29 protein-coding genes and 1 tRNA gene are annotated in these 24181 nt (G+C 50.6%); 11 read left to right on the forward strand and 19 right to left on the reverse strand.

What is annotated here, in order from left to right; translation table 11 throughout:
* Positions 1–178 precede the first annotated feature (178 nt).
* The 5 genes from ATB02_RS22625 to luxS all read left to right on the forward strand — a co-directional run bounded on the left by ATB02_RS22625 (position 179) and on the right by luxS (position 3751).
* Positions 179–255: transfer RNA gene (locus ATB02_RS22625), tRNA-Arg, on the forward strand.
* 210 nt (positions 256–465) lie between these two features.
* The gene (gene yqaB, locus ATB02_RS22630; RefSeq protein WP_032184973.1) at positions 466–1032 is read left to right on the forward strand and encodes a fructose-1-phosphate/6-phosphogluconate phosphatase; all 567 of its coding nucleotides are present in this window, start codon (positions 466–468) and stop codon (positions 1030–1032) included.
* Positions 1029–1457 carry a YqaA family protein gene (locus ATB02_RS22635; protein ID WP_001287462.1) on the forward strand — a complete coding sequence of 143 codons (429 nt, stop codon included), beginning with the start codon at positions 1029–1031 and terminating at the stop codon, positions 1455–1457. The genes yqaB and ATB02_RS22635 overlap by 4 nt, the downstream gene beginning before the upstream one ends.
* A 72-nt stretch (positions 1458–1529) precedes the next feature.
* Complete coding sequence (gene gshA / locus ATB02_RS22640) at positions 1530–3086, forward strand: glutamate--cysteine ligase (RefSeq protein WP_105272281.1); 1557 nt, start codon at positions 1530–1532, stop codon at positions 3084–3086.
* Between the two features lie 149 nt (positions 3087–3235).
* Complete coding sequence (gene luxS, locus ATB02_RS22645; protein ID WP_001130208.1) at positions 3236–3751, forward strand: S-ribosylhomocysteine lyase; 516 nt, start codon at positions 3236–3238, stop codon at positions 3749–3751.
* Positions 3752–3814: 63 nt separating this feature from the next.
* On the opposite strand, the gene emrB is transcribed toward luxS, so the two are convergent.
* From emrB to ATB02_RS22675, 6 genes are all read right to left on the reverse strand, one after another.
* Complete coding sequence (emrB, locus tag ATB02_RS22650) at positions 3815–5353, reverse strand: multidrug efflux MFS transporter permease subunit EmrB (protein WP_001295176.1); 1539 nt, start codon at positions 5351–5353, stop codon at positions 3815–3817.
* A 16-nt stretch (positions 5354–5369) separates the two neighbouring features.
* On the reverse strand, positions 5370–6542 hold the full coding sequence (gene emrA / locus ATB02_RS22655) for a multidrug efflux MFS transporter periplasmic adaptor subunit EmrA (protein WP_001295175.1): 1173 nt from the start codon (positions 6540–6542) through the stop codon (positions 5370–5372).
* A gap of 126 nt (positions 6543–6668) precedes the next feature.
* On the reverse strand, positions 6669–7199 hold the full coding sequence (emrR, locus tag ATB02_RS22660; RefSeq protein WP_000378442.1) for a multidrug efflux transporter EmrAB transcriptional repressor EmrR: 531 nt from the start codon (positions 7197–7199) through the stop codon (positions 6669–6671).
* Positions 7200–7289: 90 nt separating this feature from the next.
* A complete protein-coding gene (ygaH, locus tag ATB02_RS22665) occupies positions 7290–7625 on the reverse strand; it encodes an L-valine transporter subunit YgaH (RefSeq protein ID WP_000119749.1) in 336 nt (111 codons plus the stop codon).
* A complete protein-coding gene (gene ygaZ / locus ATB02_RS22670; protein ID WP_105272282.1) occupies positions 7615–8352 on the reverse strand; it encodes an L-valine exporter subunit YgaZ in 738 nt (245 codons plus the stop codon). Before ygaZ ends, ygaH begins: the two co-directional genes overlap by 11 nt.
* Before the next feature lie 123 nt (positions 8353–8475).
* Complete coding sequence (locus ATB02_RS22675) at positions 8476–9660, reverse strand: MFS transporter (RefSeq protein WP_105272283.1); 1185 nt, start codon at positions 9658–9660, stop codon at positions 8476–8478.
* 41 nt (positions 9661–9701) lie between these two features.
* On the opposite strand from ATB02_RS22675, the gene ATB02_RS26375 reads away from it, so the two are divergent.
* Positions 9702–9848, forward strand: a complete 147-nt coding sequence (locus ATB02_RS26375; RefSeq protein WP_157945217.1) for a hypothetical protein — start codon at positions 9702–9704, stop codon at positions 9846–9848.
* Positions 9849–9851: 3 nt separating this feature from the next.
* On the opposite strand, the gene proX is transcribed toward ATB02_RS26375, so the two are convergent.
* The 8 genes from proX to ATB02_RS22725 all read right to left on the reverse strand — a co-directional run bounded on the left by proX (position 9852) and on the right by ATB02_RS22725 (position 17894).
* Positions 9852–10844 (reverse strand): glycine betaine/L-proline ABC transporter substrate-binding protein ProX, encoded by a 993-nt coding sequence (gene proX, locus ATB02_RS22680; RefSeq protein ID WP_001216518.1) that lies wholly within the window; start codon positions 10842–10844, stop codon positions 9852–9854.
* Between the two features lie 57 nt (positions 10845–10901).
* Positions 10902–11966 carry a glycine betaine/L-proline ABC transporter permease ProW gene (gene proW, locus ATB02_RS22685; RefSeq protein ID WP_000774978.1) on the reverse strand — a complete coding sequence of 355 codons (1065 nt, stop codon included), beginning with the start codon at positions 11964–11966 and terminating at the stop codon, positions 10902–10904.
* Positions 11959–13161: a glycine betaine/L-proline ABC transporter ATP-binding protein ProV gene (gene proV, locus ATB02_RS22690; RefSeq protein WP_105272284.1), complete on the reverse strand. Its 1203-nt coding sequence runs from the start codon at positions 13159–13161 to the stop codon at positions 11959–11961. The genes proW and proV overlap by 8 nt, the downstream gene beginning before the upstream one ends.
* A gap of 354 nt (positions 13162–13515) precedes the next feature.
* Positions 13516–14475: a class 1b ribonucleoside-diphosphate reductase subunit beta gene (gene nrdF, locus ATB02_RS22700; protein ID WP_105272285.1), complete on the reverse strand. Its 960-nt coding sequence runs from the start codon at positions 14473–14475 to the stop codon at positions 13516–13518.
* Between the two features lie 9 nt (positions 14476–14484).
* Positions 14485–16629: a class 1b ribonucleoside-diphosphate reductase subunit alpha gene (gene nrdE / locus ATB02_RS22705; RefSeq protein WP_105272286.1), complete on the reverse strand. Its 2145-nt coding sequence runs from the start codon at positions 16627–16629 to the stop codon at positions 14485–14487.
* Entirely contained in the window at positions 16602–17012 is a 411-nt protein-coding gene (gene nrdI / locus ATB02_RS22710; protein ID WP_000080947.1) for a class Ib ribonucleoside-diphosphate reductase assembly flavoprotein NrdI, read from the reverse strand. Before nrdI ends, nrdE begins: the two co-directional genes overlap by 28 nt.
* On the reverse strand, positions 17009–17254 hold the full coding sequence (nrdH, locus tag ATB02_RS22715) for a glutaredoxin-like protein NrdH (protein ID WP_001220162.1): 246 nt from the start codon (positions 17252–17254) through the stop codon (positions 17009–17011). Before nrdH ends, nrdI begins: the two co-directional genes overlap by 4 nt.
* A 208-nt stretch (positions 17255–17462) precedes the next feature.
* Positions 17463–17894 (reverse strand): carboxymuconolactone decarboxylase family protein, encoded by a 432-nt coding sequence (locus tag ATB02_RS22725; protein ID WP_000209820.1) that lies wholly within the window; start codon positions 17892–17894, stop codon positions 17463–17465.
* Positions 17895–17981: 87 nt separating this feature from the next.
* Between ATB02_RS22725 and pdxR the strand changes: the two genes are divergently transcribed.
* Positions 17982–19316: a MocR-like pyridoxine biosynthesis transcription factor PdxR gene (pdxR, locus tag ATB02_RS22730; protein ID WP_105272287.1), complete on the forward strand. Its 1335-nt coding sequence runs from the start codon at positions 17982–17984 to the stop codon at positions 19314–19316.
* A gap of 56 nt (positions 19317–19372) precedes the next feature.
* Here pdxR and ATB02_RS22735 read toward each other — a convergent pair whose 3' ends face one another.
* Positions 19373–19702, reverse strand: coding sequence for a DUF883 domain-containing protein (locus ATB02_RS22735; protein ID WP_001295174.1), 330 nt, complete (start codon positions 19700–19702; stop codon positions 19373–19375).
* 151 nt (positions 19703–19853) lie between these two features.
* Here ATB02_RS22735 and ATB02_RS22740 point away from each other — a divergent pair, with 151 nt between their 5' ends.
* Complete coding sequence (locus tag ATB02_RS22740) at positions 19854–20198, forward strand: DUF2002 family protein (protein WP_000281320.1); 345 nt, start codon at positions 19854–19856, stop codon at positions 20196–20198.
* Between the two features lie 36 nt (positions 20199–20234).
* Here the strand turns inward: ATB02_RS22740 and alaE are convergent, their stop codons facing one another.
* On the reverse strand, positions 20235–20684 hold the full coding sequence (gene alaE, locus ATB02_RS22745) for an L-alanine exporter AlaE (RefSeq protein ID WP_000492659.1): 450 nt from the start codon (positions 20682–20684) through the stop codon (positions 20235–20237).
* A gap of 666 nt (positions 20685–21350) precedes the next feature.
* Between alaE and stpA the strand changes: the two genes are divergently transcribed.
* A complete protein-coding gene (gene stpA / locus ATB02_RS22750; protein ID WP_000115383.1) occupies positions 21351–21755 on the forward strand; it encodes a DNA-binding protein StpA in 405 nt (134 codons plus the stop codon).
* Positions 21756–21801: 46 nt separating this feature from the next.
* Here the strand turns inward: stpA and ygaP are convergent, their stop codons facing one another.
* The gene (gene ygaP / locus ATB02_RS22755) at positions 21802–22326 is read right to left on the reverse strand and encodes a thiosulfate sulfurtransferase YgaP (protein ID WP_001229453.1); all 525 of its coding nucleotides are present in this window, start codon (positions 22324–22326) and stop codon (positions 21802–21804) included.
* Between the two features lie 9 nt (positions 22327–22335).
* Positions 22336–22635 carry an ArsR/SmtB family transcription factor gene (locus ATB02_RS22760; protein WP_000137280.1) on the reverse strand — a complete coding sequence of 100 codons (300 nt, stop codon included), beginning with the start codon at positions 22633–22635 and terminating at the stop codon, positions 22336–22338.
* A 182-nt stretch (positions 22636–22817) separates the two neighbouring features.
* Here ATB02_RS22760 and ATB02_RS22765 point away from each other — a divergent pair, with 182 nt between their 5' ends.
* Together ATB02_RS22765 and kbp are read left to right on the forward strand one after the other, a co-directional pair.
* Positions 22818–22976: a YqaE/Pmp3 family membrane protein gene (locus tag ATB02_RS22765; RefSeq protein ID WP_000508177.1), complete on the forward strand. Its 159-nt coding sequence runs from the start codon at positions 22818–22820 to the stop codon at positions 22974–22976.
* A gap of 83 nt (positions 22977–23059) precedes the next feature.
* A complete protein-coding gene (gene kbp, locus ATB02_RS22770) occupies positions 23060–23509 on the forward strand; it encodes a potassium binding protein Kbp (protein ID WP_000522415.1) in 450 nt (149 codons plus the stop codon).
* Here the strand turns inward: kbp and csiR are convergent, their stop codons facing one another.
* Positions 23510–24172: a DNA-binding transcriptional regulator CsiR gene (csiR, locus tag ATB02_RS22775; RefSeq protein WP_000156814.1), complete on the reverse strand. Its 663-nt coding sequence runs from the start codon at positions 24170–24172 to the stop codon at positions 23510–23512.
* Positions 24173–24181 lie beyond the last annotated feature (9 nt).

The raw sequence follows: 24181 nt of genomic DNA on the forward strand, positions 1-24181 counted from the left end.
CATCCGTAGCTCAGCTGGATAGAGTACTCGGCTACGAACCGAGCGGTCGGAGGTTCGAATCCTCCCGGATGCACCATATTCTCCGTAATCATCAGTGATGATGGTTAAGATGGATTTTCTTATTTGATATGGCTTTAGTAGCGGTATCAATATCAGCAGTAAAATAAGTTCTCCCGATGCATCCGTAGCTCAGCTGGATAGAGTACTCGGCTACGAACCGAGCGGTCGGAGGTTCGAATCCTCCCGGATGCACCATATTCTCCGTAACCTTCAGCAATGAACGTATCGAAGAGGTAGCGGTACTAACCGCAGGCACCATCTTCTGCAAAAAATCCCCTTCAAAAATATTTCATTTCTAAATAACTATTTTATCCATTTCCTGAATATTCTTCTCCTTCGCCATCAGCGACAAAATCAAGCAATTACGCTAAAGTAGCGTCATATTTTTCGACTTGCGAGAAGACCATGTACGAGCGTTATGCAGGTTTAATTTTTGATATGGATGGCACAATCCTGGATACGGAGCCTACGCACCGTAAAGCGTGGCGCGAAGTATTAGGGCACTACGGTCTTCAGTACGATGTTCAGGCGATGATTGCGCTTAATGGCTCGCCCACGTGGCGCATTGCTCAGGCGATTATTGAACTGAATCAGGCCGATCTCGACCCGCATGCGCTGGCGCGTGAAAAAACAGAAGCAGTCAGAAGCATGTTACTCGATAGCGTCGAACCACTCCCCCTTGTTGAAGTGGTGAAAAGCTGGCACGGACGTCGACCAATGGCTGTAGGAACAGGGAGTGAAAGCGCCATCGCTGAGGCACTGCTAACGCACCTGGGATTACGCCGTTATTTTGACGCCGTCGTTGCTGCCGATCACGTCAAACATCATAAACCTGCGCCAGACACATTTTTGTTGTGCGCGCAGCGTATGGGCGTGCAACCAACGCAGTGTGTGGTCTTTGAAGATGCCGATTTCGGTATTCAGGCGGCCCGTGCTGCAGGCATGGACGCTGTGGATGTTCGCTTGCTGTGAGTGAAGCTTTATCGCTTTTCTCGTTGTTTGCCAGTAGTTTCCTCAGCGCTACACTATTACCCGGTAATTCCGAAGTCGTGCTGGTTGCAATGTTGCTTTCCGGGGTAAGTCATCCCTGGGTTTTAGTTTTAACAGCAACAATGGGTAATAGCCTTGGAGGGTTAACTAACGTTATCCTTGGGCGTTTCTTTCCATTGCGTAAAACATCGCGCTGGCAAGAGAAAGCTACCGGCTGGCTGAAACGCTATGGTGCAGTCACGCTATTATTAAGCTGGATGCCCGTGGTTGGCGATTTACTGTGTCTGTTAGCGGGATGGATGCGCATCTCCTGGGGGCCAGTAATCTTTTTTTTGTGCCTTGGTAAAGCGTTACGCTATGTTGCAGTTGCAGCAGCGACCGTTCAGGGCATGATGTGGTGGCACTAATTGTAGGCCTGCACACATGGTCACCATTACAGTTATGCTAATTAAAACGATTTTGACAGGCGGGAGGTCAATTTGATCCCGGACGTATCACAGGCGCTGGCCTGGCTGGAAAAACATCCTCAGGCGTTAAAGGGGATACAGCGTGGGCTGGAGCGCGAAACTTTGCGTGTTAATGCTGATGGCACACTGGCAACAACAGGTCATCCTGAAGCATTAGGTTCCGCACTGACGCATAAATGGATTACTACCGATTTTGCGGAAGCATTGCTGGAATTTATTACACCAGTGGATGGTGATATTGAACATATGCTGACCTTTATGCGCGATCTGCATCGCTATACGGCGCGCAATATGGGCGATGAGCGGATGTGGCCGTTAAGTATGCCATGCTATATCGCAGAAGGTCAGGACATCGAACTGGCACAGTACGGCACTTCTAACACCGGACGCTTTAAAACGCTGTACCGTGAAGGGCTGAAAAATCGCTACGGCGCGCTGATGCAAACCATTTCCGGCGTGCACTACAATTTCTCTTTGCCCATGGCATTCTGGCAAGCGAAGTGCGGCGATATCTCGGGCGCTGATGCCAAAGAGAAAATTTCTGCGGGCTATTTCCGCGTTATTCGCAATTACTATCGTTTCGGTTGGGTCATTCCTTATCTGTTTGGCGCGTCTCCGGCGATTTGTTCTTCTTTCTTGCAAGGAAAACCAACGTCGCTGCCGTTTGAGAAAACTGAGTGCGGTATGTATTACCTGCCGTATGCGACCTCTCTTCGTTTGAGCGATCTTGGCTATACCAACAAATCGCAAAGCAATCTTGGTATCACCTTTAACGATCTCTACGAGTACGTAGCGGGCCTTAAACAGGCAATCAAAACGCCATCGGAAGAGTACGCAAAGATTGGTATTGAGAAAGACGGTAAGCGGTTGCAAATCAACAGCAATGTGCTGCAGATTGAAAACGAACTGTACGCGCCGATTCGTCCAAAACGCGTTACCCGCAGCGGCGAGTCGCCTTCTGATGCACTGTTACGTGGCGGCATTGAATATATTGAAGTGCGTTCGCTGGACATCAACCCGTTCTCGCCGATTGGTGTAGATGAACAACAGGTGCGATTCCTCGACCTGTTTATGGTCTGGTGTGCGCTGGCTGATGCACCGGAAATGAGCAGTAGCGAGCTTGCCTGTACACGCGTTAACTGGAACCGGGTGATCCTCGAAGGTCGCAAACCGGGCCTGACGCTGGGTATCGGCTGCGAAACCGCGCAGTTCCCGTTGCCGCAGGTGGGGAAAGATTTGTTCCGCGATCTGAAACGCGTGGCGCAAACGCTGGATAGCATTAACGGCGGCGAAGCGTACCAGAAAGTGTGTGATGAACTGGTCGCCTGCTTCGATAATCCCGATCTGACTTTCTCTGCCCGTATCTTAAGGTCTATGATTGATAATGGTATTGGCGGAACAGGTAAAGCGTTTGCTGAAGCGTACCGTAATCTGCTGCGTGAAGAGCCGCTGGAAATTCTGCGTGAAGAGGATTTTGTAGCCGAGTGCGAGGCGTCTGTACGCCGTCAGCAGGAAATGGAAGCCGCTGATACCGAACCGTTTGCGGTGTGGCTGGAAAAACACGCCTGACAGAAAAGAAAAAGGCCACTCGTGAGTGGCCAAAATTTCATCTCTGAATTCAGGGATGATGATAACAAATGCGCGTCTTTCATATACTCAGACTCGCCTGGGAAGAAAGAGTTCAGAAAATTTTTAAAAAAATTACCGGAGGTGGCTAAATGCCGTTGTTAGATAGCTTCACAGTCGATCATACCCGGATGGAAGCGCCTGCAGTTCGGGTGGCGAAAACAATGAACACCCCGCATGGCGACGCAATCACCGTGTTCGATCTGCGCTTCTGCGTGCCGAACAAAGAAGTGATGCCAGAAAGAGGGATCCATACCCTGGAGCATCTGTTTGCTGGTTTTATGCGTAACCATCTGAACGGTAATGGCGTTGAGATTATCGATATCTCGCCAATGGGCTGCCGCACCGGTTTTTATATGAGTCTGATTGGTACGCCAGATGAGCAGCGTGTTGCTGATGCCTGGAAAGCGGCAATGGAAGACGTGCTGAAAGTGCAGGATCAGAATCAGATCCCGGAACTGAACGTCTACCAGTGTGGTACTTATCAGATGCATTCGTTGCAGGAAGCGCAGGATATTGCGCGTAATATCCTGGAACGTGACGTACGCATCAACAGCAACGAAGAGTTGGCGCTGCCGAAAGAGAAGTTGCAGGAATTGCACATCTAGTCAGTAAACTATCTTCACAATTAATTGAAAAAAGCCAGTTCAAATGAACTGGCTTAGTTGTACTTAGTGCGCACCGCCTCCGCCGCCACCTGCGCCAAATGGCGGTTTAGCAAACCACACCAGCCCCAGCAGGACGAGGAATATCCCGGCTGACATCCAGAAGATCTCATTGGCGGAAATAATCAGCCCCTGATTAGTGATCTGCTGGGCAATCCAGCCTGATGCCTGTTGTTGCGTCATCCCCAGCCCTTCAAGTTGGCTGTACATCGCCTGAGCGTTCGGGTTAAACGGGTTTACCGACTCGGTTAACTGTGCGTGGTGCATCGACTCGCGGTTGGTCCACATAGTCGTCGTAATGGACGTGCCGATAGATCCCGCCAGCGTTCGCGTAAAGTTGGAGAGACTCGATGCCGCCGCCAGTCGTTCCGGTGGCAAACCGGACAGCGTAATGGTGGTCAGCGGCATAAAGAAGCAGGCCACCGCGAAGCCCTGGATAAACTGCGGCCAGGCCGACGCGCCAAAATCCATACCCGGTTCAAAGGTATAAGCACGCCAGTAGAAGCAGACGGCATACATGATAAAGCTGAAGGTTACCAGTCGCCGCATATCCAGTTTATGCGCGAAGCGGCCGATAATCGGCGACAGGATCACCGGAATAATCCCTACCGGCGCAGAGGCCAGCCCCGCCCATGTAGCCGTGTAGCCGTAGACTTCCTGCAACAGCTGCGGCAGCAGAACAATGGCACCGAAGTAGAGCATATACGCGAGGCTGATACATAAGCAGCCAATGGTGAAATTTCGCGACTTAAACAGCGAGAGATCGACTATCGGGTTATCGTCGGTTAGCTCCCAGACAATCAGGAAGCAAATAGCCACCACTGCTACCACGGTGAGAATGATAATTTCCTGTGACGAGAACCAGTCCAGCTCTTTGCCCCGGTCGAGCATAATCTGCAGGCTGCCGATACCAATTACCAGCAGCGCCAGTCCCACGGCATCAATCCGCCGACGCTCGGTACGGGTTTCGCGTCCGCGCAGCGTCTGCAATGTCATCAACACCACCGCTACACCAATTGGTACGTTGATGAAGAATATCCAGCCCCAATGATAATTATCACTGATATAGCCGCCGAGGATTGGCCCGCAGATAGGCGCGACAATCACCGTCATCGACCACAAGGCCAGCGCGATAGAACGTTTGGCAGGTGGGTAGTTATTCAGTAACAGACTTTGCGAAAGCGGGATCAACGGCCCGGCGACAATTCCCTGAATCACGCGGAAGAAGATCAGCATATTCAGGCTGCTGGAGACACCACACGCCCACGACGCAATAGCAAAGGCGATGGTCGACCAGAGGAACAGCTTCACTTCCCCAACGCGCTTTGCCAGCCAGCCGGTAAGCGGGATCGAGATGGCATTCGCCACCCCGAAAGAAGTGATTACCCACGTTCCCTGGCTGAGCGATGAGCCCAGATTCCCGGCGATAGTGGGGATCGCCACGTTAGCAATGGTGGAGTCCAGCACCTGCATGAATGTCGCTAGTGACAGCGCAATCGTCATAATGACCAGTTGCGCGCCTTCCAGCGGTTTTTGCTGTTGCATCACACGCACCTCTGGATTAGCCAGCGTTAGCTTTTACGATATCGTCGATCAGTTTATTGACAGGTGCCAGGCTGATTTCACGCGCGGTGCTTACCGCGACCGGTGTGGAACGTACTTTATTTGCCAGTACCTGACCGTCACGGTTAGTGGTATTGACGCTCACCAGCGTGGATAAACCGATACGCAGCGGATATTGCTCCAGCTGTTTCTGGTCCAGTTCAATACGAACAGGCAGACGCTGAACGACTTTGATCCAGTTACCGGTGGCGTTTTGCGCCGGAAGCAGTGAGAACGCGCTACCTGTGCCCATATCCAGACCAACTACTTTACCGGTGTATTTCACATCATCGCCGTAAATATCGGTGGTGATGGTGACCGGCTGACCGATACGCATATTGGCAATCTGCGTTTCTTTAAAGTTGGCATCCACCCACATATTGGTGGCTGGAACGACCGCCATCAGCGGCGTCGTTGGGCTAATTTGCGCGCCAGGCTGTACTGCGCGGCGGGAGACATAACCGGTCATCGGACTGACAATACGGGTACGCTCCAGCGCCAGCCAGGCGTTACGTACTTCGGTGGCAGCCTGTTGCACGGCAGGCTGATCTTCCAGTTTAGTCCCCAGAATCATCGCCTGATTGGCATTGTATTGTTGAATGGCGACATCCAATTGCGCCTGGGCACTGGTCACCGCGTCGCGGGCATGTTGCAGCTCTTCGCGACCAATCAGGTTGGCATTGCCCAGCGGCACACGACGGTTGTAGTCGCTTTGTGCTTTCGCGAGGGCGATTTTCTGCACCTCAATATTCGCCTGCAACTGTTTGCTGTTAATCATCAGCTGGTGGGTTTGGCGCACGCTGGAAGCCAGTGCCGTTTTGGCTTTTTCAAACGCCTGGCGAGCATCTGTCGGGTCGAGAGTGACCAGCACATCGCCTTCTTTTACAAAATCGGTGTTATCGGCCCAGACTTTCGTCACGCTGCCAGACACCTGAGACATAATTTGAATCTGATTCCCTGCCACATATGCGTCATCGGTTTCTTCGAAATGACGCAGTACCAAAAACCAATAAATCCCTATCGCTACGGCAATAATTATAAAGAGCAAGGTGAGAAGGAGGAGCAGACGCTTACGTTTGCCGCTCTTCTTTACCGGTTGCTGCGGGGTTTGAGTCTCCGCATTTGCGCTCATATTGTTCTCCACGATCTTCTTAACTCATCGGCTGAGCCGACCTGCTTGCCAAAAAGGCCAGCATGTTGCGATGCTGGCCAGTCATTTTTTCTTTTATAAATCTGGATTTTTGAGCGAGATGACGCGTTAGCTCATCGCTTCGAGAACCACACCGTCTTGTTCCATCTGGTCGAGACGGGAGAGCAATTTGCGGGTGATTTGCTCGAGCTGATCTTTTTCTGTTGTGCTGAGCGCGGACCAGAGTTGATGCAGGCAATTATGCTGCGGTGGTAAAACCTCGCGCAAAAACTCGTGACCTTTTTCCGTTAATTGCAGATGCAGGCAACGACGATCGTTATCGCTTTCACGACGTTCGATCCAACCCCGTTTTTCCAGTTCATCGGCAATACGCGTCGCGTTGGTACGGGATGATCCAAGAGCACAACTCAATTCAGAAGGCTGAATACTGTGGTTTTCCTGAGACTCCAGCGTAATCAACGCCATAAACAACGTCTCGTTAATCCCCTGAGCCTTCAGCATTTTATTGCGGTTCTCCAGCAGCTTGCTTTGCATATGCATGCAAAGACGGGTCAGAAGGATCTCCTGATAAGGAAAATCTTCGTGGCGGCTGGCGCGAAATTTTAGCATTTGTTCAATGGGCGTAAACGAACTATCCATTTGGGTATGACCTCATTAATTTCAGCCGATATAGTAACGACAGTGACAAATAAAGTAAATGTATTGTTTTAGAAAAATGATTCTTGTGGGTTATATAATCGCCATCACTTTCCAGGCGAGCCCATAGGCCAGCGCACTAAGCAGTGTTGGGATGATAATGCTGCGTGTTTTATAGAAACTGGCACCCAGTACCGCGAAGCCGACCAGAGTGGGCACGAAACGGCGTGTATCGTGCATCACTTCTGGTGCGGTAGAGACAACCAGCAGAGCGCATATCGAGGCGATGCCAATGGTGTCGAGCAAAATACCTACCGCGCCACGTTTGGTTGGGCGGGCATTACCCACACGCAGGCGCAGCGGCAAATAGCGGAAGCAATAATTCGCCGCGCCAACCAGTAACCCAAGCAGCAGAACCTCATAGCTCATCGGGCGCTCCTTGCCAGAATGTCTGGATTAACGCAGTGAGGCAGCCACAGACAATGCCTGCCAGAATGGCGACGGGAATAGAAAATAGCGTTACGCCTGCAAGGGCACCAACTAACGCTGCGGTAACGCAAAGAGATTGTTTGCGCTGGAAAGAGGCGAGCAGGAAACTCATAAAGAGTGCCGGAAGCATAAAACCTAATGCTGCTTCAACGGCGGGATATCCTTGCAGCAAGCCGCTGCCGGAGAATGCCCCTATTACCGTACCAAATACCCACGATGACCATGAACTGAAGGCAATGCCGATCATCCAGTTCTCGCTCCAGCGGCGATTATTGCGTACCAGTTTTGCGGTTGCGGCGGCAAAAACCTCATCCGTCAGGCCAAACGCCCACAGGGCGGTTTTCGATTTTTGCAGACGCTGAATAATACGGCTACGCAGTGACGGGCCATACAAAACATGGCGAACATCCATTGCCATGACGGTCAGTGCAGCAACCCACAAACTACTCCCGGCTGCCAGCATCGCGGTAATGACGAACTGGCTCGCGCCTGCATAAATGATGCAGGAGAAAAAAACGCTTTCGAGAGGAGAGAATCCCAGACGGGTCGCATTCAGACCGAACGCAAAGGCCACCGGAATATAACTAATAACAATCGGTAAACTGTCTTTGCATCCTTCCATGAAGGTCGCCGAACCAGGAGCAGGCTGTGGAGTAGGGCTTTCCATAGAGTGTACGCTTAACGATTGTTAATATTATAAATAGACTGAATGAATATCTTAACCTTATCAGACTGATGGGCTTCTTAACACCCTTATAAGTGTAAAGCCACGAAAACGGTTGCTGATTGCTTAAATTGCGGCTTCCTGACGATGAAAACCTCGCCACCAGACCAGTAAGTTAACCAGGGCAATCGTCGCGCCAGCCAGACAAACGCCAGCCCAACCGCCATGTTGCCAGGCTGAGGCTGAAATTAGCGAACCGGCGGCACCGCCAATGAAGTAGCTGGTCATGTAACCTGCGGTCAGGCGATTACGCGCATCAGGGTGTATTCGATAAATTACCGTCTGGTTAGTGATATGCACGCCCTGCACGGTGAGATCCAGCACCAGGATGCCGATAATCAGCGCCAGTACGGAAGTGTGACCAAACCAGATCGCCAGCCATGAAAGTAACAGCAGCAGCAGACCGAAAGTTGTGGTGTGGTGCGATTTGCCCTTATCGGCAAATCCGCCCGCCGGACGAGCGCCCAACGCTCCGGCTGCTCCCGCAAGTCCAAACAGACCAATGACGCCATCGCTGTAATTAAAAGGCGGAGCGGCGAGCAAAAAGGCCATTGAGGTCCAGAGAATGCTGAAATTGGCAAAGGTCAGGCAGCCCAGCAACGCGCGGGTGCGCAGAATTTTATCGCTGATAAACATGCTGAAAACGGAACCAAGCAACTGTGGGTAGTTGAGGTGGGTTTCTGATTTCATTTGTGGCAGACCACGCCATAATGCCAGCGCCATCAGTGCCATTAACACCGAAGCAACCCAAAAGACGGTGCGCCAGCCGCCGAGGTTTGCCAGCAACCCGGCAACGGTTCGTGCCAGCAAGATCCCCAACAGCAGCCCGCTCATAATGGTGCCGACCACTTTGCCGCGTTTGTCCGGTGAAGCCAGCGTCGCTGCCAGCGGAACCAGAATTTGTGCCACGACCGAGAATAAACCGGTTAATGCCGTACCGAGGATCATCATCGCCAGCGACTGACTGCTGGCGGTAATCAACATACCGCCCGCTGCCAGTAAGGTCATCGAGACAATCAGGCGGCGGCGTTCAAACATATCACCGAGGGGAACAAGAAACAGCAGACCTGCGGCATAGCCCAACTGCGCGGCGGTAACAATAAAGCCCGCCGAACTGGCGGAAAGGGAAAAGTTACGCGCGATGGTGTCGAGTAATGGCTGGGCGTAATAGTTACTGGCTACCGCCAGACCGGTGGCGATAGACATCAGCACGATCAGTGCCGGGCTAAGCTCATGATTAGGTTTAGTCATTATTTTTGTTCATCAGGTGATGATTAAGCTGGAAATCAATAATGGCGGATGTTGATGAATATGGGATGAAAGATAGATTGTTGAAATGTGCGGTGTGGTTTGCAGGCATGATAAGACGCGGCCGCGTCGCATCAGGCATTGTGTACAGAGCGGCGGATGAGGCAAAAGCGCCTTATCCGCCCGAATAAAAATTACTTCTGCGCTGCCAGCGCCTCATTCACCCAGCCATCGAACTGCTGCTGGTGGGCTTTGATCCAGCCATCAACGTGGCCCTGGATATCGCCTTCTGAGGCTTTGCCGTCATGCATGATGGCGTTCTGGGCGTTAATGTCTGCCACCGGCAACTGCATAATGGCAAATAGTTTGGCTGCCGCCGGGTTTTTCTCAGCCCAGGCTTTGTTGGCAACGATATGCATTGTACTTACCGGGAAGCCATAATTCGCACCATTCGGCAGTTTAGTGTCGGCGTTTTTATCGCCCGGCAGTGCGGAGAACGGCACCTGCAACCAGACGACATCTTTGCCCGGCTTCAGTTCGTTACTCACCCAGTATGGTGTCCAGGTGTAGTAAAACACCGGTTTGCCCTCCTTGTAACGACTGATGGTGTCAGCCATCATCGCCGCATAGTTCCCCTGATTATGCGTCACGGTGTTGGTCAGGTCATACGCGGCAAGCTGGTGGTTGATCGCACCTTCGCAGCCCCAGCCTGGGTTACAACCGGTTAAATCCGCTTTACCGTCGCCGTTGGTATCGAACAGTTTGGCGATCTTCGGATCTTTCAGTTGCGCGATGTTGGTGATTTTGTACTGGTCAGCGGTTTTCTTATCGATCAGGTAACCTTGTGCCGCACCGTTAACAAATACCCCTTCACGATAAAATTTCTTATCGCCACCGGCAGCTTCGTACATGTTGTCATGCAGTGGCGTCCAGTTCACCGCGGTGAAGGTTGCATCGCCGGAAGCAAGTGAGGTGTAGCCAACGTTGTAATCCACTTCGCTGGGTTTATTGACGGTATAACCTAATTTCTCCAGTGCACGACTGACCAGCAGCGTCTGGAAGGTTTCTTCAGTGATGGTGCTCTGAACTGGATTAACAGTAATACCTTTGCCCGGCAGATCGGCAGCAAAAGTTTGTGTAGAGATAAGCGTGGCAAACGCTGTCGCAAAAAGTACGCTATGTCGCATTGTTATTCCTTTTTTTGGCAGGGTGAAAATGCCCGGCGTCACCGGGCAAGTGCAGAGTTACTTAATGAATGGGCGGGTCAGCAGACCGACAGGGCCAGTGGTGTACCAGCGACGGTTGCCGCGACTGCGTGAGTCGCGCCCAACGGCCTGCGTCAGGCGGTCGAGGATAATGGCGAGGATCACAATCCCGACGCCGCCAACGGTGGCAAGGCCCATATCCAGACGACCGATACCGCGAAGTACCATCTGACCCAGCCCACCGACGGCAATCATCGAGGCAATGACCACCATAGAAAGGGCCAGCATCAGCGTCTGGTTAACACCCGCCATAATGGTCGGCATCGCCAGCGGTAACTGAACTTTGAACAGCATCTGCCGCGGGCTGGCACCGAATGAGCGCGAGGCTTCAATTAAATCCGCCGGAACCTGGTTAATACCAAGAATAGTCAGACGGATAATCGGTGGCAGAGCAAAGATGATCGTCACCACTACGCCCGGCACGTTGCCGATACCAAACAGCATGACAATTGGCACCAGATAAACAAACGCTGGCGTGGTCTGCATGGCATCAAGCAGTGGACGAATAATTTTCGCCGCTCGTGGACTTCTCGCCAGCCAGATCCCCAACGGCAAACCGATGACGATACAGAACAGCAGGGCGGTTAACACCAGCGCCAGAGTAACCATTGCCTGTGACCAGGCACCGATTGCGCCGATGGCAATCAGCGAAACCAGCGTCGCCACGCCCATTCCGACACCGGAAATTTGCCAGGCGATGAGAGCGAAAACGATAATCGCCACCGGTGCGGGCATACCCAGCAGCAATTGCTGGAAACCGTTAAGGATGTAATCGACCGGAACGCGAACGCCCTGGAAGACGGGACGGAAATGGGTAACGACCCAGTCGATCCCTTCAGTGACCCAACTGTCGAGCGGGATCAGCGTTTTATGGAACGGATCGAGAATATTAAAATGCTCGACGTTTGGTGCAGGCGTACTGGTCAGCCAGTCAGCGCCACCGCCGTCAGTCGGTGCAGTCGCCGGTGTACCCCAGGCGTCTGCGGATTGTGCGGCACTGTCCGCCGCTGGCGTGGTATCCCACGGATTATTTTGATCAGCCATTATTTACCCCCTCACGATCTAAAGCGCGCAGCAGCATTCCTTTCGAAATAATGCCGACATACTGTTGGTCCTCGTCGACCACGGGCACCGCACAGGGCGCTTGTCCGACATGAGAGAGCAACTCGCTAAGAGGCGTTTGCGCATCGACCGCTAACGGCGCATCAATCAGCGCCGCATCAAGACCTTGCTGCTGCGTTAACGCGGTTTTAAGCGAATCGATAGACACTGCGCCGACAAACTTATTACCACGTTCGATGACGTAGCCATATTCGCGATCTTCATCCTGCAATAATTTCAGTGCCGAACGCGGGCCGAAGCCGGGGGTTTTACGAATTAAGCCGTTCGGTGTACGACGGGCAATATCTTTCGCACTGAACACCTGGCTAATATCGACGCCACGGAAGAAGGTACGAACATAATCATTCGCCGGATTATTAAGAATTTCATCCGGTGTACCAACCTGCACCACTTCACCATTTTGCATAATGGCAATTCGGTCACCAATACGCATAGCTTCATCGAGATCGTGGGAAATAAAGACAATGGTGCGCTGATGTTTCGCCTGTAATTTTACCAGCTCATCCTGCATCTCGGTGCGAATTAATGGATCGAGCGCCGAGAAGGCTTCGTCCATTAATAATATATCCGGATTAATTGCTAATGCGCGTGCTAATCCGACGCGTTGACGCATCCCACCAGAGAGCTCGTCCGGGTAGCTATGGGCATAATTTTCCAGCCCGACCTGACGCAGTGCATCAAGGGCTTTTTCCCGGCGTTCTTCGGCATTAATTCCGGCCAATGCCATACCGAATGCAGTATTGTCCAGCACGGTCATATGCGGCATTAAGGCAAAGGACTGGAAGACCATCGCAATCTTTTTTCTGCGCACCTCACGGAGTTCGGCGTCGGATATTTTGGCAATATCCACACCATCAATCAGCACTTGCCCGCGGGTGGGTTCAATCAGGCGATTGAGAAGGCGTACCATTGTGGATTTACCCGAACCGGATAATCCCATGATGACAAATATCTCGCCTTCTTCAATGGCCAGACTGGCGTCTTTTACGCCAAGCGATAGCCCAGTTTTTTCCAGAATTTGTTCTTTTGAAAGTCCTTGTTCGATATATTTGAACGCTCGCTGTGGATGCTCGCCAAATATTTTATAAAGATTTTTAATTTCTAATTTAATTGCCATGCAATAGAAAGATTCCTTTATTTGTTTATGTCGATATATTACCCAATGGAAATAGTCACTTTTTTCTACCCTAACATACTGAGAATCTGAGGCAACCCCTTAGGGTAACTGTGGCATGAATATTGATGCGAGCAAATCGCCGGAATTTCCCGTGATATAAGGGCTGAGAGCGAATCGAGAAAAGTTGATATTTTTTGTAATAGATAGCGAAAAAACGCCTGAATATTGTAGTTTCAGGCGAATAATGCAACAGAGTATCAGTGTAGATCACCACAAAATATTTGCGTGATAAAAAGCTATTTGGCAGGAATTATTTCCCTACTGTGGTTGGTGATATTTTTGAAAATAACACACTCAGAAATTCCAGTCTTCATCTTCTGTTTCGACCGCTTTTCCCATCACATATGAAGAGCCTGAACCGGAAAAGAAATCGTGATTTTCATCGGCATTCGGCGAAAGCGCGGCGAGGATTGCCGGATTTACTTCCGCCATTTCTGCGGGAAATAGCGGTTCGTAGCCCAGATTCATCAAAGCCTTATTGGCGTTGTAACAGAGAAACGCTTTCACATCGTCAGCCCATGTGGTTTCGGCATAGAGCTCATCGGTGTATTGCAACTCGTTGTCGTAAAGTTCCAGTAGCAAATCGAAGGCGAAACTCTTCAACTCTTCACGTTGGGCCATGGAGATCTTTTCAAGGTTTTTCTGATATTTATAGCCGATGTAATAACCGTGCACTGCTTCATCGCGGATAATCAGACGGATCAGGTCTGCGGTATTAGTTAGCTTTCCGCGGCTGGAGAAATACATCGGTAGCCAGAAACCGGAATAGAACAAAAATGATTCAAGAAACACACTGGCGATTTTCTTTTTCAGCGGATTATCACCGCGATAATGTTGCTGAATAATCTGTGCTTTTCGCTGCAACGGCGCGTTTTCTTCACTCCAGGCGTAGGCGGCATCGACATCTTTGGTCTGGCACAGCGTCGAGAAAATCGAACTGTAAGAGCGGGCATGAACCGCTTCCATAAAGCTGATATTCGATAATACCGCCTCTTCATGGGGCGTGAGTGCATCGGGCATCAGCGAAGGCGCGCCGATAACATTTTGCAGCGTGTCGAGCAGCGTCAGGCCAGTAAAAACGCGCATCGTCAGTTGTTGTTCTACGACACTTAATGTCTGCCAGGCGGGAATATCGTTCGATAGTGGCACCTTTTCTGGTAGCCAGAAATTGCTGGTCAGGCGATTCCACACCTCCAGATCTTTATCGTCTGTTATCTTGTTCCAGTTGATGGCGCTGATACGTGAGAGTTTCATAGATATTCCTTAAAGTGCACAGGAGACGCAGCCTTCAATTTCAGTGCCTTCCAGCGCCATCTGACGCAGGCGGATGTAGTAGAGCGTTTTGATACCTTTGCGCCAGGCGTAAATCTGCGCTTTGTTGATATCGCGAGTTGTGGCGGTATCGGGGAAAAACAGTGTCAGCGACAGCCCCTGATCGACATGGCGAGTCGCTTCGGCGTAGGTGTCGATGATCTTTTCTGCGCCGATTTCGTAAGCGTCCTGATACAGCGCCAGATTCTCGTTAGTCATAAACGGGGCAGGGTAGTAAACGCGTCCTGTTTTGCCCTCTTTGCGTATCTCTACTTTCGCCACAATCGGATGAATACTCGACGTGGCATGGTTGATATAAGAGATGGAACCGGTTGGCGGCACCGCCTGGAGATTTTGGTTGTATATGCCATAGCGCATCACGTCGTCGCGCAGTTGCGCCCACATTTCGCGGGTAGGTAACGTAATACCGCTGCGAGCAAACAACTCGCCAACTTTCGCCGTTTTCGGCTGCCAGTTCCCTTGCAGATATTGGCTGAAATATTCACCATTGGCATAGCGTGACTGTTTGAACCCGGCGAAGGTTTCACCGCGTTCGCGCGCCAGCAACATTGAGGTACGCAGCGCGTGCCAGGTGATGGTGTAGAAATAGAGATTGGTGAAATCCAGTGCTTCCGGCGAACCATAGGCGATGCCTTCTCGCGCCAGATAACCGTGTAAATTCATCTGCCCCAGACCGATAGCGTGTGAGGCGGCATTTCCGGCTTCGATGGACGGCACGCTGCGAATATGACTCATATCTGACACCGCAGTTAAACCGCGTACGGCGATCTCTACCGTGCGGGCAAAATCGGGGGAATCCATGGTGTGGGCAATATTCAACGAACCTAAATTGCAGGAAATATCATGGCCTGTGCGGGCATAGTCGAGATTCTCGTCATACTCTGAGGCGCTGTTAACCTGTAAAATTTCTGAGCAGAGATTGCTCATATTTATACGCCCGGCAATAGGGTTAGCACGGTTAACCGTGTCTTCATACATGATGTAGGGATAGCCGGATTCAAACTGGATCTCCGCCAGCCGCTGGAAGAAATCACGGGCGTTGATGTATTTTTTACGGATGCGTTCATCGGCTACCAGTTCGGCATAGTGTTCGCTGATGGCGATATCGGCAAACGGCTTGCCATAAACACGCTCAATGTCATAGGGCGAAAACAGTGCCATCTGCGCATTCTCTTTTGCCAGATGGAAGGTGATATCCGGGATAACCACGCCCAGCGACAGTGTTTTAATGCGGATTTTCTCGTCGGCATTTTCCCGCTTTGTATCGAGAAAACGCAGAATATCGGGATGATGGGCATGTAAATAGACTGCGCCAGCACCCTGACGCGCGCCGAGCTGGTTGGCATAGGAAAATGCGTCCTCCAGCATTTTCATCACCGGAATCACGCCAGAAGATTGATTTTCAATACGTTTAATTGGCGCGCCCGCTTCCCGCAGATTCGACAGCAAAAATGCCACGCCGCCGCCGCGTTTCGACAGTTGTAGTGCGGAATTTACTGCCCGGCCAATCGACTCCATATTGTCTTCAATACGCAGCAAAAAACAGGAAACCAGTTCGCCACGCTGCTGTTTACCGCAGTTGAGGAATGTCGGTGTTGCAGGCTGAAAGCGTCCTGACAGCATCTCATCGGTCAGTTGCGTCGCCAGTGTTTCATCGCCTTGTGCCAGCGTCAGCGCCACCATCGTGACTCGATCGGCAAAATCTTCCAGATAACGCTTACCGTCGAATGTCTTCAACGTATAGCTGGTGTAAAACTTCCATGCTCCGAGGAATGTCTGAAAACGAAAACCGCTGGCGTGTGCGTGGGCAAACAGTGTAATGACAAAATCGCGAGAGTAGCGGTTGAGGACGTTTTCATCATAGTAACCTTCGTTGACCAGCCAGTTCAGGCGCTGCTGCTGGCTACTGAAGGTCACACTGTTCGGGCGTACATGCGTCGCCATAAAGGCGTCAACGGCCTGGCGATCTTTATCGAACTGAATGCGACCTGCGCTATCGTAAAGGTTAAGCATCGCATTCAGAGCGTGGTAATCCATCGTTTCCTGCGTCAGGCGTTCTGCGGTTGTCGTTGCCAAAATTCGGTTACTCCTTTACGAACGTTTTCGATATCGCTTTGCGTACCCATGAGTTCAAAGCGGTACAGCCACGGCACGCCGCATTTCCGGGCTATCACATCTCCGGCGCGGCCATACGCCTCACCAAAGTTGCGATTACCCGAAGCAATAACGCCGCGAAGCAACGCCCGGTTGTGCTCGTCGTTTAAAAAGCGAATTACCTGTCGTGGCACCGCGCCAGCCGTACCGCCGCCGCCGTAAGAGGGCACGATCAGGATGTAAGGCTCGTCTACCTGAATCCGTTCCCGCTCATTGAGCGGGATGCGCACCGCGGGCAGTCCTAAACGTTCGATAAAACGCTGCGTATTTTCGGAGCTGCTGGAAAAGTAGACGAGTTGGCTCATGCACTGGCCGCGTGTGGCGCTGGATGCAGACGATTGATCATGTCCGGGCGGAAACCAGACCAGCTAAGATCGCCTGCAATCACTACCGGCAACTGACGAAAGCCCTGAGCACGTAACGCTTCCGCCGCTTCAGGAACGCGATCGACATTAATCATTTCAAAATCAAAGCCCCGGTTTTCCATCGCCCGTTTGGTGGCGTGGCACTGAACGCAATCGTTACGAGTGTAAATAATAATGCGCATGATTCGTATTTCCGTTTAAAATGAAGATACGGCGCGATGATACGCGTCGGGTTGTCTCTCTGTTGATACAGAGATACTAGATGTAGTTGAAAAAAGATTCAACCATACAAGATATGGGAATTTTAGATTGATTACACCACCGATGAATGGCTCAACGGGGTAGGGGATTTTGTGTTTTTTTGCCGGGCGATTGCCCGGCATCAGGAAGTTACATCCGCATGGAAACGGCCAGGCGGTTAAAGCAATTCATCAGCCCGATGGCAAATGTTAAGTCGCTGATTTCTGCTGCGCTGAAATGCTCAAGCAAAGGCTGATAAACGTCGTCCTCCGCATGGGTTCGGGCAATATCGGTCACCGATTCCGCCCATGCCAGCGCCGCCCGCTCGCGATCGTCAAAATGATGGCTTACGCGCCAGCCTGCCAGGGCATCCAGCTTATGCTGCGGCACACCGGATTTGCGTAATGCTTTGCTGTGCATCTCCAGACAAAATGCGCAACCATTGATTTGCGAGACGCGCAAATAAACTAACTCCATCAGCGTAGTTTCCAGCGTGCTATTTTCCAGCGCCGTTTTGGCCTGCACCAGCGCGTTATATACCGTTGGGCTAAGTTCGTAGTAAGGCTGACGTAATGTAGTCATACAGTTTCTCCTCTTATTAACGCCCGCAATGTAGCACTATAATGGACTGCTAAAGAGAGCCATAAATTACCTAAAAAAGCAGACCATATGCCGCGCTATCAGGATATCGCCCGTCAGTTAAAAACGGCTATTGAGCAAGGGGAACTGAAACCCGGCGCAAGGCTACCTTCAAGTCGTACCTGGTCGCAGGAACTGGGGGTGTCTCGATCCACTGTCGAAAATGCGTATGCTGAGCTGGTGGCGCAAGGATGGCTGATCAGGCGGGGACAGGCTGGCACATTTGTCAGTGAGCAGATATATCCGCAACAATCTACTGTACAAGTTGTGGCTTTTGCCGGTGAAAGTCAGCAACCGTTGCCATTTCAAATGGGATTACCCGCACTCGATCTCTTTCCGCGAGAGCTGTGGGCGCGGGTGATGGGGCGTCGCCTTCGTACCCAGACGCGCTTTGATTTGGCGTTAGGCGATGTCTGCGGTGAGGCGGCGTTGCGTGAGGCAATAGTTGATTACTTACGCGTTTCACGTGGGATTGATTGTCAGCCAGAGCAGGTCTTTATCACTCACGGTTATGCGGCCTCAATGGCTTTAATTCTGCACGCGCTGGCGAAACCGGGAAACGGGATGTGGATGGAAGATCCCGGCTTTCCACTGATTCGCCCGATTGTCACTCGCCACGGTGTGGAAATTTTGCCTGTGCCGGTTGATGACAACGGACTGGATATCACAAGCGGAATACATAATTATCCTGATGCGTGTTTTGCCCTGATAACACCAGCACACCAAAGCCCGCTGGGTGTGGCGCTCTCTTTAGCGCGCAGGCATCAGATACTGGAATGGGCAGAGCGTAGTCAGGCATGGATTATTGAAGATGATTATGACAGTGAGTTTCGCTATCACGGTAAGCCGTTACCGGCGTTAAAAAGTCTCGATGCACCGCAGCGGGTAATTTATGCCGGAACATTCAGCAAAGCACTATTTCCTGCATTGCGCTGTGCGTGGCTGGTGGTGCCGGTGAAGCAAATTGCACAATTCCGCCACCAGGCGTCACTGGCTCCATGTGCGGTACCTGTTCTATGGCAGAACACACTGGCAGACTTTCTTCGCGAGGGGCATTTCTGGCGGCATCTGAAGAAAATGCGTCAGCATTATGCTCAACGTCGGCAATGGATTGAGCAAGCGTTGACGCAGCAGGGATTTCAGGTTGTGCCGCAGAAAGGTGGTATCCAGATGGTGATCAGAATGATGGGCGATGATATTGCCCATGCGCGTAAAGCCAATGCTGCAGGCCTTGCGGTGCAGGCACTTAGCGACTGGCGTATCCGCTCAAGTGGGGAAGGTGGATTACTTCTCTCTTTTACCAATATCGTTAACGAAGGTATGGCGCGACAGGTAGCACAACAATTACGTAAAGCCTTAAGCTAAAAAACCCCGAAATCAGGTTCCGGGGTCAAAGACGCGTATTTATTATCATTGTTGCACTACGATTTGCGCATGCTTAACAGTGCGCCGATAAAAATACCTACCGCAGCTGCTGTACCCACGCTACACCAGGGTCTTTCACGAACAAAAGAATCCGCGCAGCCAACGGCATCGCGCGCGGCTTGCTGGACGCGAGTACGACCATGCATTCGCGCTCTGGTTTCTTTCAGTAGAGCCTGCGCTTTACTACGAGCGGCTTCGGCTTCCCCTTTGGCGTCGCTGCCCCAGGACTTCAATACAGACTCGAGACTGTCAGCCAATTGATTGACATCATTCTGGATATCCTGCACGCCATCATCGACGTCGTTGCGGTTCGGTCGGTTAAACATATGATCCCCCATTAGAATTCGATGTAATTTTCAGTGTAGACCATAATTTTCTTAACTGAGGTTCATCGCGGCTTTATGGACTTTTCTGAAAGCGTTGTGAATGCGCAATCAGGTAAGGTAGGCCCGCGGTTGATAATAACGAGGATCAAATATGTATTTACGACCAGACGAGGTGGCGCGCGTACTTGAAAAAGTCGGTTTTACTGTCGATGTGGTAACTCAGAAAGCTTATGGTTACCGCCGTGGGGAAAATTATGTCTATGTTAATCGCGAAGCGCGAATGGGACGTACCGCTCTGGTAATTCATCCAACATTAAAAGAACGCAGTTCAACACTGGCTGAACCCGCTTCCGATATTAAAACGTGCGACCATTACCAGCAATTTCCGCTCTATTTAGCGGGTGAACGTCATGAGCATTACGGTATCCCACATGGCTTTAGTTCGCGTGTTGCGCTTGAACGTTATTTGAATGGTTTATTTGGCGAAGCCAGTTAAAGACGCGACTGGCGATGCCAGTCGCGAAAAGAAGGGTCAGGCTTTTACCTGCTGGTAACGGCTGACTTTGAACAGTCGGCGGCAATAATCGAGGAAGTAGCCATAAACCGCCCCCATCAACATCGAAACAACGATGTTTGAACTGACCGCCGCCATAATCTGATGCCAGTCTGCGCCCACCACTAACAAGATCGCCACATACACCGGTGACTGGAACGTCACATACGCCAGGATATCCGCCAGATTTTTTACCCAGCCCGACGGACTAACTTTGCGTGCCGCGCGCATAAACAGATCGCGGTACATACCGTATGGCCATGCAATTAAGATGTTCACCGGAATCGCTACCAATCTGGAATAAATAGACTGTTCGAAGCTCATTCCGGAGAGGAAAACTTCAATACACATGTTCACGACAGAACAGTAAACAACCATCGCGAACGTATCTGCAACTGCATGACGCAAGCGTGACTGCGGTGAGAACATGCTAATGCTCCTTAATAAAAGCGTAATGGGACGTTAATAGAGATGAAAGCAGTGGATCTCATTGTCATCTGCATTTTCGCATAGCGTATATCGCTGGCTATGACTAATCAATTAGTGAAAAATTTTTATTTAATCTGTTTTTGTAGATAAAATATTCCGTAGCGGCGCGTTTTTTGTACGTTGTGGATTTTTACGTGCCGATATACTTAATTTTCAATTAAATCAAATATATATGCATGTGACTTTATTTTCGCTAATGGAGGTTTGGGAGGAGGTTACGCCATAAGCGTAGAGAATTCGGTGAATGTAATGATTTGGTCATTTTCAGCATTTTTTATGCCAGATAATGCACAATGCCAGCAGAAAACACCAGTGAGATATACTTTTTACTATTCAGTTTGATTGCATTTTTATTCATTTTTGTTTTGTTGGGCTTGAGGGGGTGGTGAGCGGCGAGCGCCGGTCTGTTTATCGATAACCGAAATTACTCATCAAAATGGCTAATATATAATCTTGAAATTATTCTGAGAGTTTCAGAAAATAACAGCTGAAATAATCTCGTGCAGGACTGTAAATAGATTAAATTTTGTGGAAATATAATAAGTGATCGCTTACACTACGCGACGAAATACTTTTTTGTTTTGGCGTTAAAAGGTTTTCTTTATTATGTCCGTAATGTTACAAAGTTTAAATAACATTCGCACTCTCCGTGCGATGGCTCGCGAATTCTCCATTGACGTTCTTGAAGAAATGCTCGAAAAATTCAGGGTTGTCACTAAAGAAAGACGTGAAGAAGAAGAACAGCAGCAGCGTGAACTGGCAGAGCGCCAGGAAAAAATTAGTACCTGGCTGGAGCTGATGAAAGCTGACGGAATTAACCCGGAAGAGTTATTGGGTAATAGCTCTGCTGCTGCACCACGCGCTGGTAAAAAACGCCAGCCGCGTCCGGCAAAATATAAATTCACCGATGTTAACGGTGAAACTAAAACCTGGACCGGTCAGGGCCGTACACCGAAGCCAATCGCTCAGGCGCTGGCAGAAGGTAAATCTCTCGACGATTTCCTGATCTAATTACTGAGGCCGGATGTCGCTGCTATGGCGCGTCCGGCGTCGCTTCTCAAGCTTGTTGGTTCCACGGCATCTTATCTAACAACCTTGCCATCCCACAAAAACCGCTAATTCCTGCAAACAGTAACCCGGCACCAACAAAGCCGCTTAATAAGAAGAAACCGCTATTTACGGTATAACCCAGTACAACACCGATTAATATTAAACCACCCGCGGCGATCTGCACCTGGCGCATTAACGGCAAGGGTTGAGATTTATTTACCGCTACTGGCAATCCTGCTTTTTTCCAGCCATCAATCCCATCTTCGAGTAAAAAGATTTCTGCGGGGGCGGCAATCGCTGCTAATTTATCGGCGTTATTACTGGTGCGTTTACCTGCCTGGCAGTGGAATATAATTTGCTCGCGACGTAATTTAGCCGGAAGACCTGACTGTTCGAGCACGGATAATGGAGCCAAATCTGCTTCAGGAATATGTTCACGAAGATATTCATCAGCATCACGAATATCGATTAACTTTGCGCCGCGTGCGATTAATTCTTGTGCATCATGCGGCGAAATGGTTGTCAAAGCCATAGTGACTCCTTACGGACAATAGACATTTTTCAGGGTGGCGATAATGGCATTTACCGCCTCATTTTTAATGGAATATAGAATGCGTTGGGCATCCCGTTGGCTGTCGATAAGCCCTTCGTCCCGCATACGAGCGAGATGCTGTGATGTCGCAGAGGCACTCAATCCGGTAATGCGCGTCAGCTCTCCCGCGCTGGTGCCGGGTGAACCGCTAAGCATGCACAGAATCAGCAACCGTTTGGGGTGGCTCATTGCTTTCAATAAGGCTGCTGCCTGTTCGGCACTGGCCTGTAATTGCGCGAGTTCAGTCATAGTTATTTAAGTGTTTTCTAAATTAAGTAAACTCTAAACTAAAAATACAACATATGCCAGCATCAGCCGCGTAAATGAGAGTAAAAGCGTAAGCTGAAACTGGCAGGCTCCGCTAAAATTACTACGCTTAAGAGATAAAATCTCTTTTTAAACAATGAGTAATTTTCTTATAGGGAGTAAATATGGGTTTCTGGAGAATCGTCATCACCATCATTCTGCCGCCGCTCGGCGTGCTGCTCGGTAAAGGGTTCGGTTGGGCGTTCATTATTAATATTCTGCTGACACTGCTTGGGTATATCCCCGGTTTGATTCACGCGTTCTGGGTGCAAACCCGCGATTAAACCTGTCCTCACCCCCGCGGCGTTAACGCGCCGCGTTCCTCTGCTACACTTTCTGAGTGTTTCCGTTAACGAATGAGGTAGCTATGGGTCTGTTCAATTTTGTGAAAGATGCCGGAGAAAAACTCTGGGACGCGGTTACAGGTCAGCACGATAAAGACGATCAGGCGAAGAAGGTGCAGGAGCATTTGAACAAAACCGGTATACCTGATGCCGATAAAGTGAATATTCAAATTGCCGACGGCAAAGCGACGGTCACTGGTGACGGCTTAAGTCAGGAGGCGAAGGAGAAAATCCTTGTTGCGGTGGGGAATATTTCCGGTATTGCCAGTGTCGATGATCAGGTGAAAACGGCGACACCAGCCACTGCCAGCCAGTTTTATACCGTTAAGTCTGGCGACACTCTGAGTGCCATTTCCAAACAGGTCTACGGTAACGCCAATCTGTACAATAAAATCTTCGAAGCGAATAAACCGATGCTAAAAAGCCCGGATAAAATTTACCCGGGGCAAGTGTTGCGTATTCCTGAAGAGTAGTTAATTGCCAGCCATTGCCTGCTGGATAATGGGAATTGGCGTCAGTAAATGCTGGCGCATTAACTCACTGGCGCGCGCGGTATCTCGCGCCAGTACCGCCGCAGTCAGGGTCTGGTGCTGATCGCGTTTATCCTCCAGCATTTCCACCGAAAGCACTGTTCGCCGCAGCCAGATAAATCGATAGCGCGCCGCCAGATCAAACAACCGTTCACGCATTTGCAGCAAATAGTGAGAACCACAGCCCGCCACAATTGCAGTATGAAACGCCTGATGACGCAGATCCCACTCATCAAGCATTTTCTCACTGGCGTCACAGGCCTCCAGCTTACTCAGCAGATGCGCTTTTGCGAGAACGTCTGCCTCCCATTCATCGCCACCGCGGGCAATCGCCAGACTGACCAGCATCGCTTCCATATTGGCGCGGGCGTCGAAAATATCGAGCAGCTCCTGCTCTGACATAGACGCCACCCGATACCCTTTTTGATTCACCACCGTGACCAGTCGTTCTGCTACCAGTTGCGAAAGCGCTTCCCGCAACGGCCCAACGCCAAGTGCATAACGCGATGTCAGCAAACTCATCCGTAATTTTTCATCCGGTTGAAAATTACCGCGAATAATATCGTTCTTCAGCCAGCGATAGCCATCCAGAGACGTAATGGTCATGGTGTGACT

The sequence above is a fragment of the Escherichia sp. MOD1-EC5189 genome (assembly GCF_002966045.1).
Taxonomy (GTDB): domain Bacteria; phylum Pseudomonadota; class Gammaproteobacteria; order Enterobacterales; family Enterobacteriaceae; genus Escherichia; species Escherichia coli_F.

What these genes read in the sequence shown, in the direction of transcription:
- nrdI (WP_000080947.1), bottom strand. Translation starts at nt 17,012, where the DNA reads ATGAGCCAACTCGTCTACTTTTCCAGCAGCTCCGAAAATACGCAGCGT.
- alaE (WP_000492659.1), bottom strand. Translation starts at nt 20,684, where the DNA reads ATGTTCTCACCGCAGTCACGCTTGCGTCATGCAGTTGCAGATACGTTC.
- ATB02_RS22725 (WP_000209820.1), bottom strand. Translation starts at nt 17,894, where the DNA reads ATGACTACATTACGTCAGCCTTACTACGAACTTAGCCCAACGGTATAT.
- emrR (WP_000378442.1), bottom strand. Translation starts at nt 7,199, where the DNA reads ATGGATAGTTCGTTTACGCCCATTGAACAAATGCTAAAATTTCGCGCC.
- ATB02_RS22760 (WP_000137280.1), bottom strand. Translation starts at nt 22,635, where the DNA reads ATGACTGAACTCGCGCAATTACAGGCCAGTGCCGAACAGGCAGCAGCC.
- luxS (WP_001130208.1), top strand. Translation starts at nt 3,236, where the DNA reads ATGCCGTTGTTAGATAGCTTCACAGTCGATCATACCCGGATGGAAGCG.
- ATB02_RS22740 (WP_000281320.1), top strand. Translation starts at nt 19,854, where the DNA reads ATGTATTTACGACCAGACGAGGTGGCGCGCGTACTTGAAAAAGTCGGT.
- ATB02_RS22675 (WP_105272283.1), bottom strand. Translation starts at nt 9,660, where the DNA reads ATGACTAAACCTAATCATGAGCTTAGCCCGGCACTGATCGTGCTGATG.
- ygaZ (WP_105272282.1), bottom strand. Translation starts at nt 8,352, where the DNA reads ATGGAAAGCCCTACTCCACAGCCTGCTCCTGGTTCGGCGACCTTCATG.
- proV (WP_105272284.1), bottom strand. Translation starts at nt 13,161, where the DNA reads ATGGCAATTAAATTAGAAATTAAAAATCTTTATAAAATATTTGGCGAG.
- kbp (WP_000522415.1), top strand. Translation starts at nt 23,060, where the DNA reads ATGGGTCTGTTCAATTTTGTGAAAGATGCCGGAGAAAAACTCTGGGAC.
- csiR (WP_000156814.1), bottom strand. Translation starts at nt 24,172, where the DNA reads ATGACCATTACGTCTCTGGATGGCTATCGCTGGCTGAAGAACGATATT.
- ATB02_RS26375 (WP_157945217.1), top strand. Translation starts at nt 9,702, where the DNA reads ATGGCGGATGTTGATGAATATGGGATGAAAGATAGATTGTTGAAATGT.
- pdxR (WP_105272287.1), top strand. Translation starts at nt 17,982, where the DNA reads ATGCCGCGCTATCAGGATATCGCCCGTCAGTTAAAAACGGCTATTGAG.
- emrA (WP_001295175.1), bottom strand. Translation starts at nt 6,542, where the DNA reads ATGAGCGCAAATGCGGAGACTCAAACCCCGCAGCAACCGGTAAAGAAG.
- ygaH (WP_000119749.1), bottom strand. Translation starts at nt 7,625, where the DNA reads ATGAGCTATGAGGTTCTGCTGCTTGGGTTACTGGTTGGCGCGGCGAAT.
- ATB02_RS22735 (WP_001295174.1), bottom strand. Translation starts at nt 19,702, where the DNA reads ATGTTTAACCGACCGAACCGCAACGACGTCGATGATGGCGTGCAGGAT.
- nrdH (WP_001220162.1), bottom strand. Translation starts at nt 17,254, where the DNA reads ATGCGCATTATTATTTACACTCGTAACGATTGCGTTCAGTGCCACGCC.
- yqaB (WP_032184973.1), top strand. Translation starts at nt 466, where the DNA reads ATGTACGAGCGTTATGCAGGTTTAATTTTTGATATGGATGGCACAATC.
- ATB02_RS22765 (WP_000508177.1), top strand. Translation starts at nt 22,818, where the DNA reads ATGGGTTTCTGGAGAATCGTCATCACCATCATTCTGCCGCCGCTCGGC.
- nrdF (WP_105272285.1), bottom strand. Translation starts at nt 14,475, where the DNA reads ATGAAACTCTCACGTATCAGCGCCATCAACTGGAACAAGATAACAGAC.
- proW (WP_000774978.1), bottom strand. Translation starts at nt 11,966, where the DNA reads ATGGCTGATCAAAATAATCCGTGGGATACCACGCCAGCGGCGGACAGT.
- stpA (WP_000115383.1), top strand. Translation starts at nt 21,351, where the DNA reads ATGTCCGTAATGTTACAAAGTTTAAATAACATTCGCACTCTCCGTGCG.
- emrB (WP_001295176.1), bottom strand. Translation starts at nt 5,353, where the DNA reads ATGCAACAGCAAAAACCGCTGGAAGGCGCGCAACTGGTCATTATGACG.
- proX (WP_001216518.1), bottom strand. Translation starts at nt 10,844, where the DNA reads ATGCGACATAGCGTACTTTTTGCGACAGCGTTTGCCACGCTTATCTCT.
- ygaP (WP_001229453.1), bottom strand. Translation starts at nt 22,326, where the DNA reads ATGGCTTTGACAACCATTTCGCCGCATGATGCACAAGAATTAATCGCA.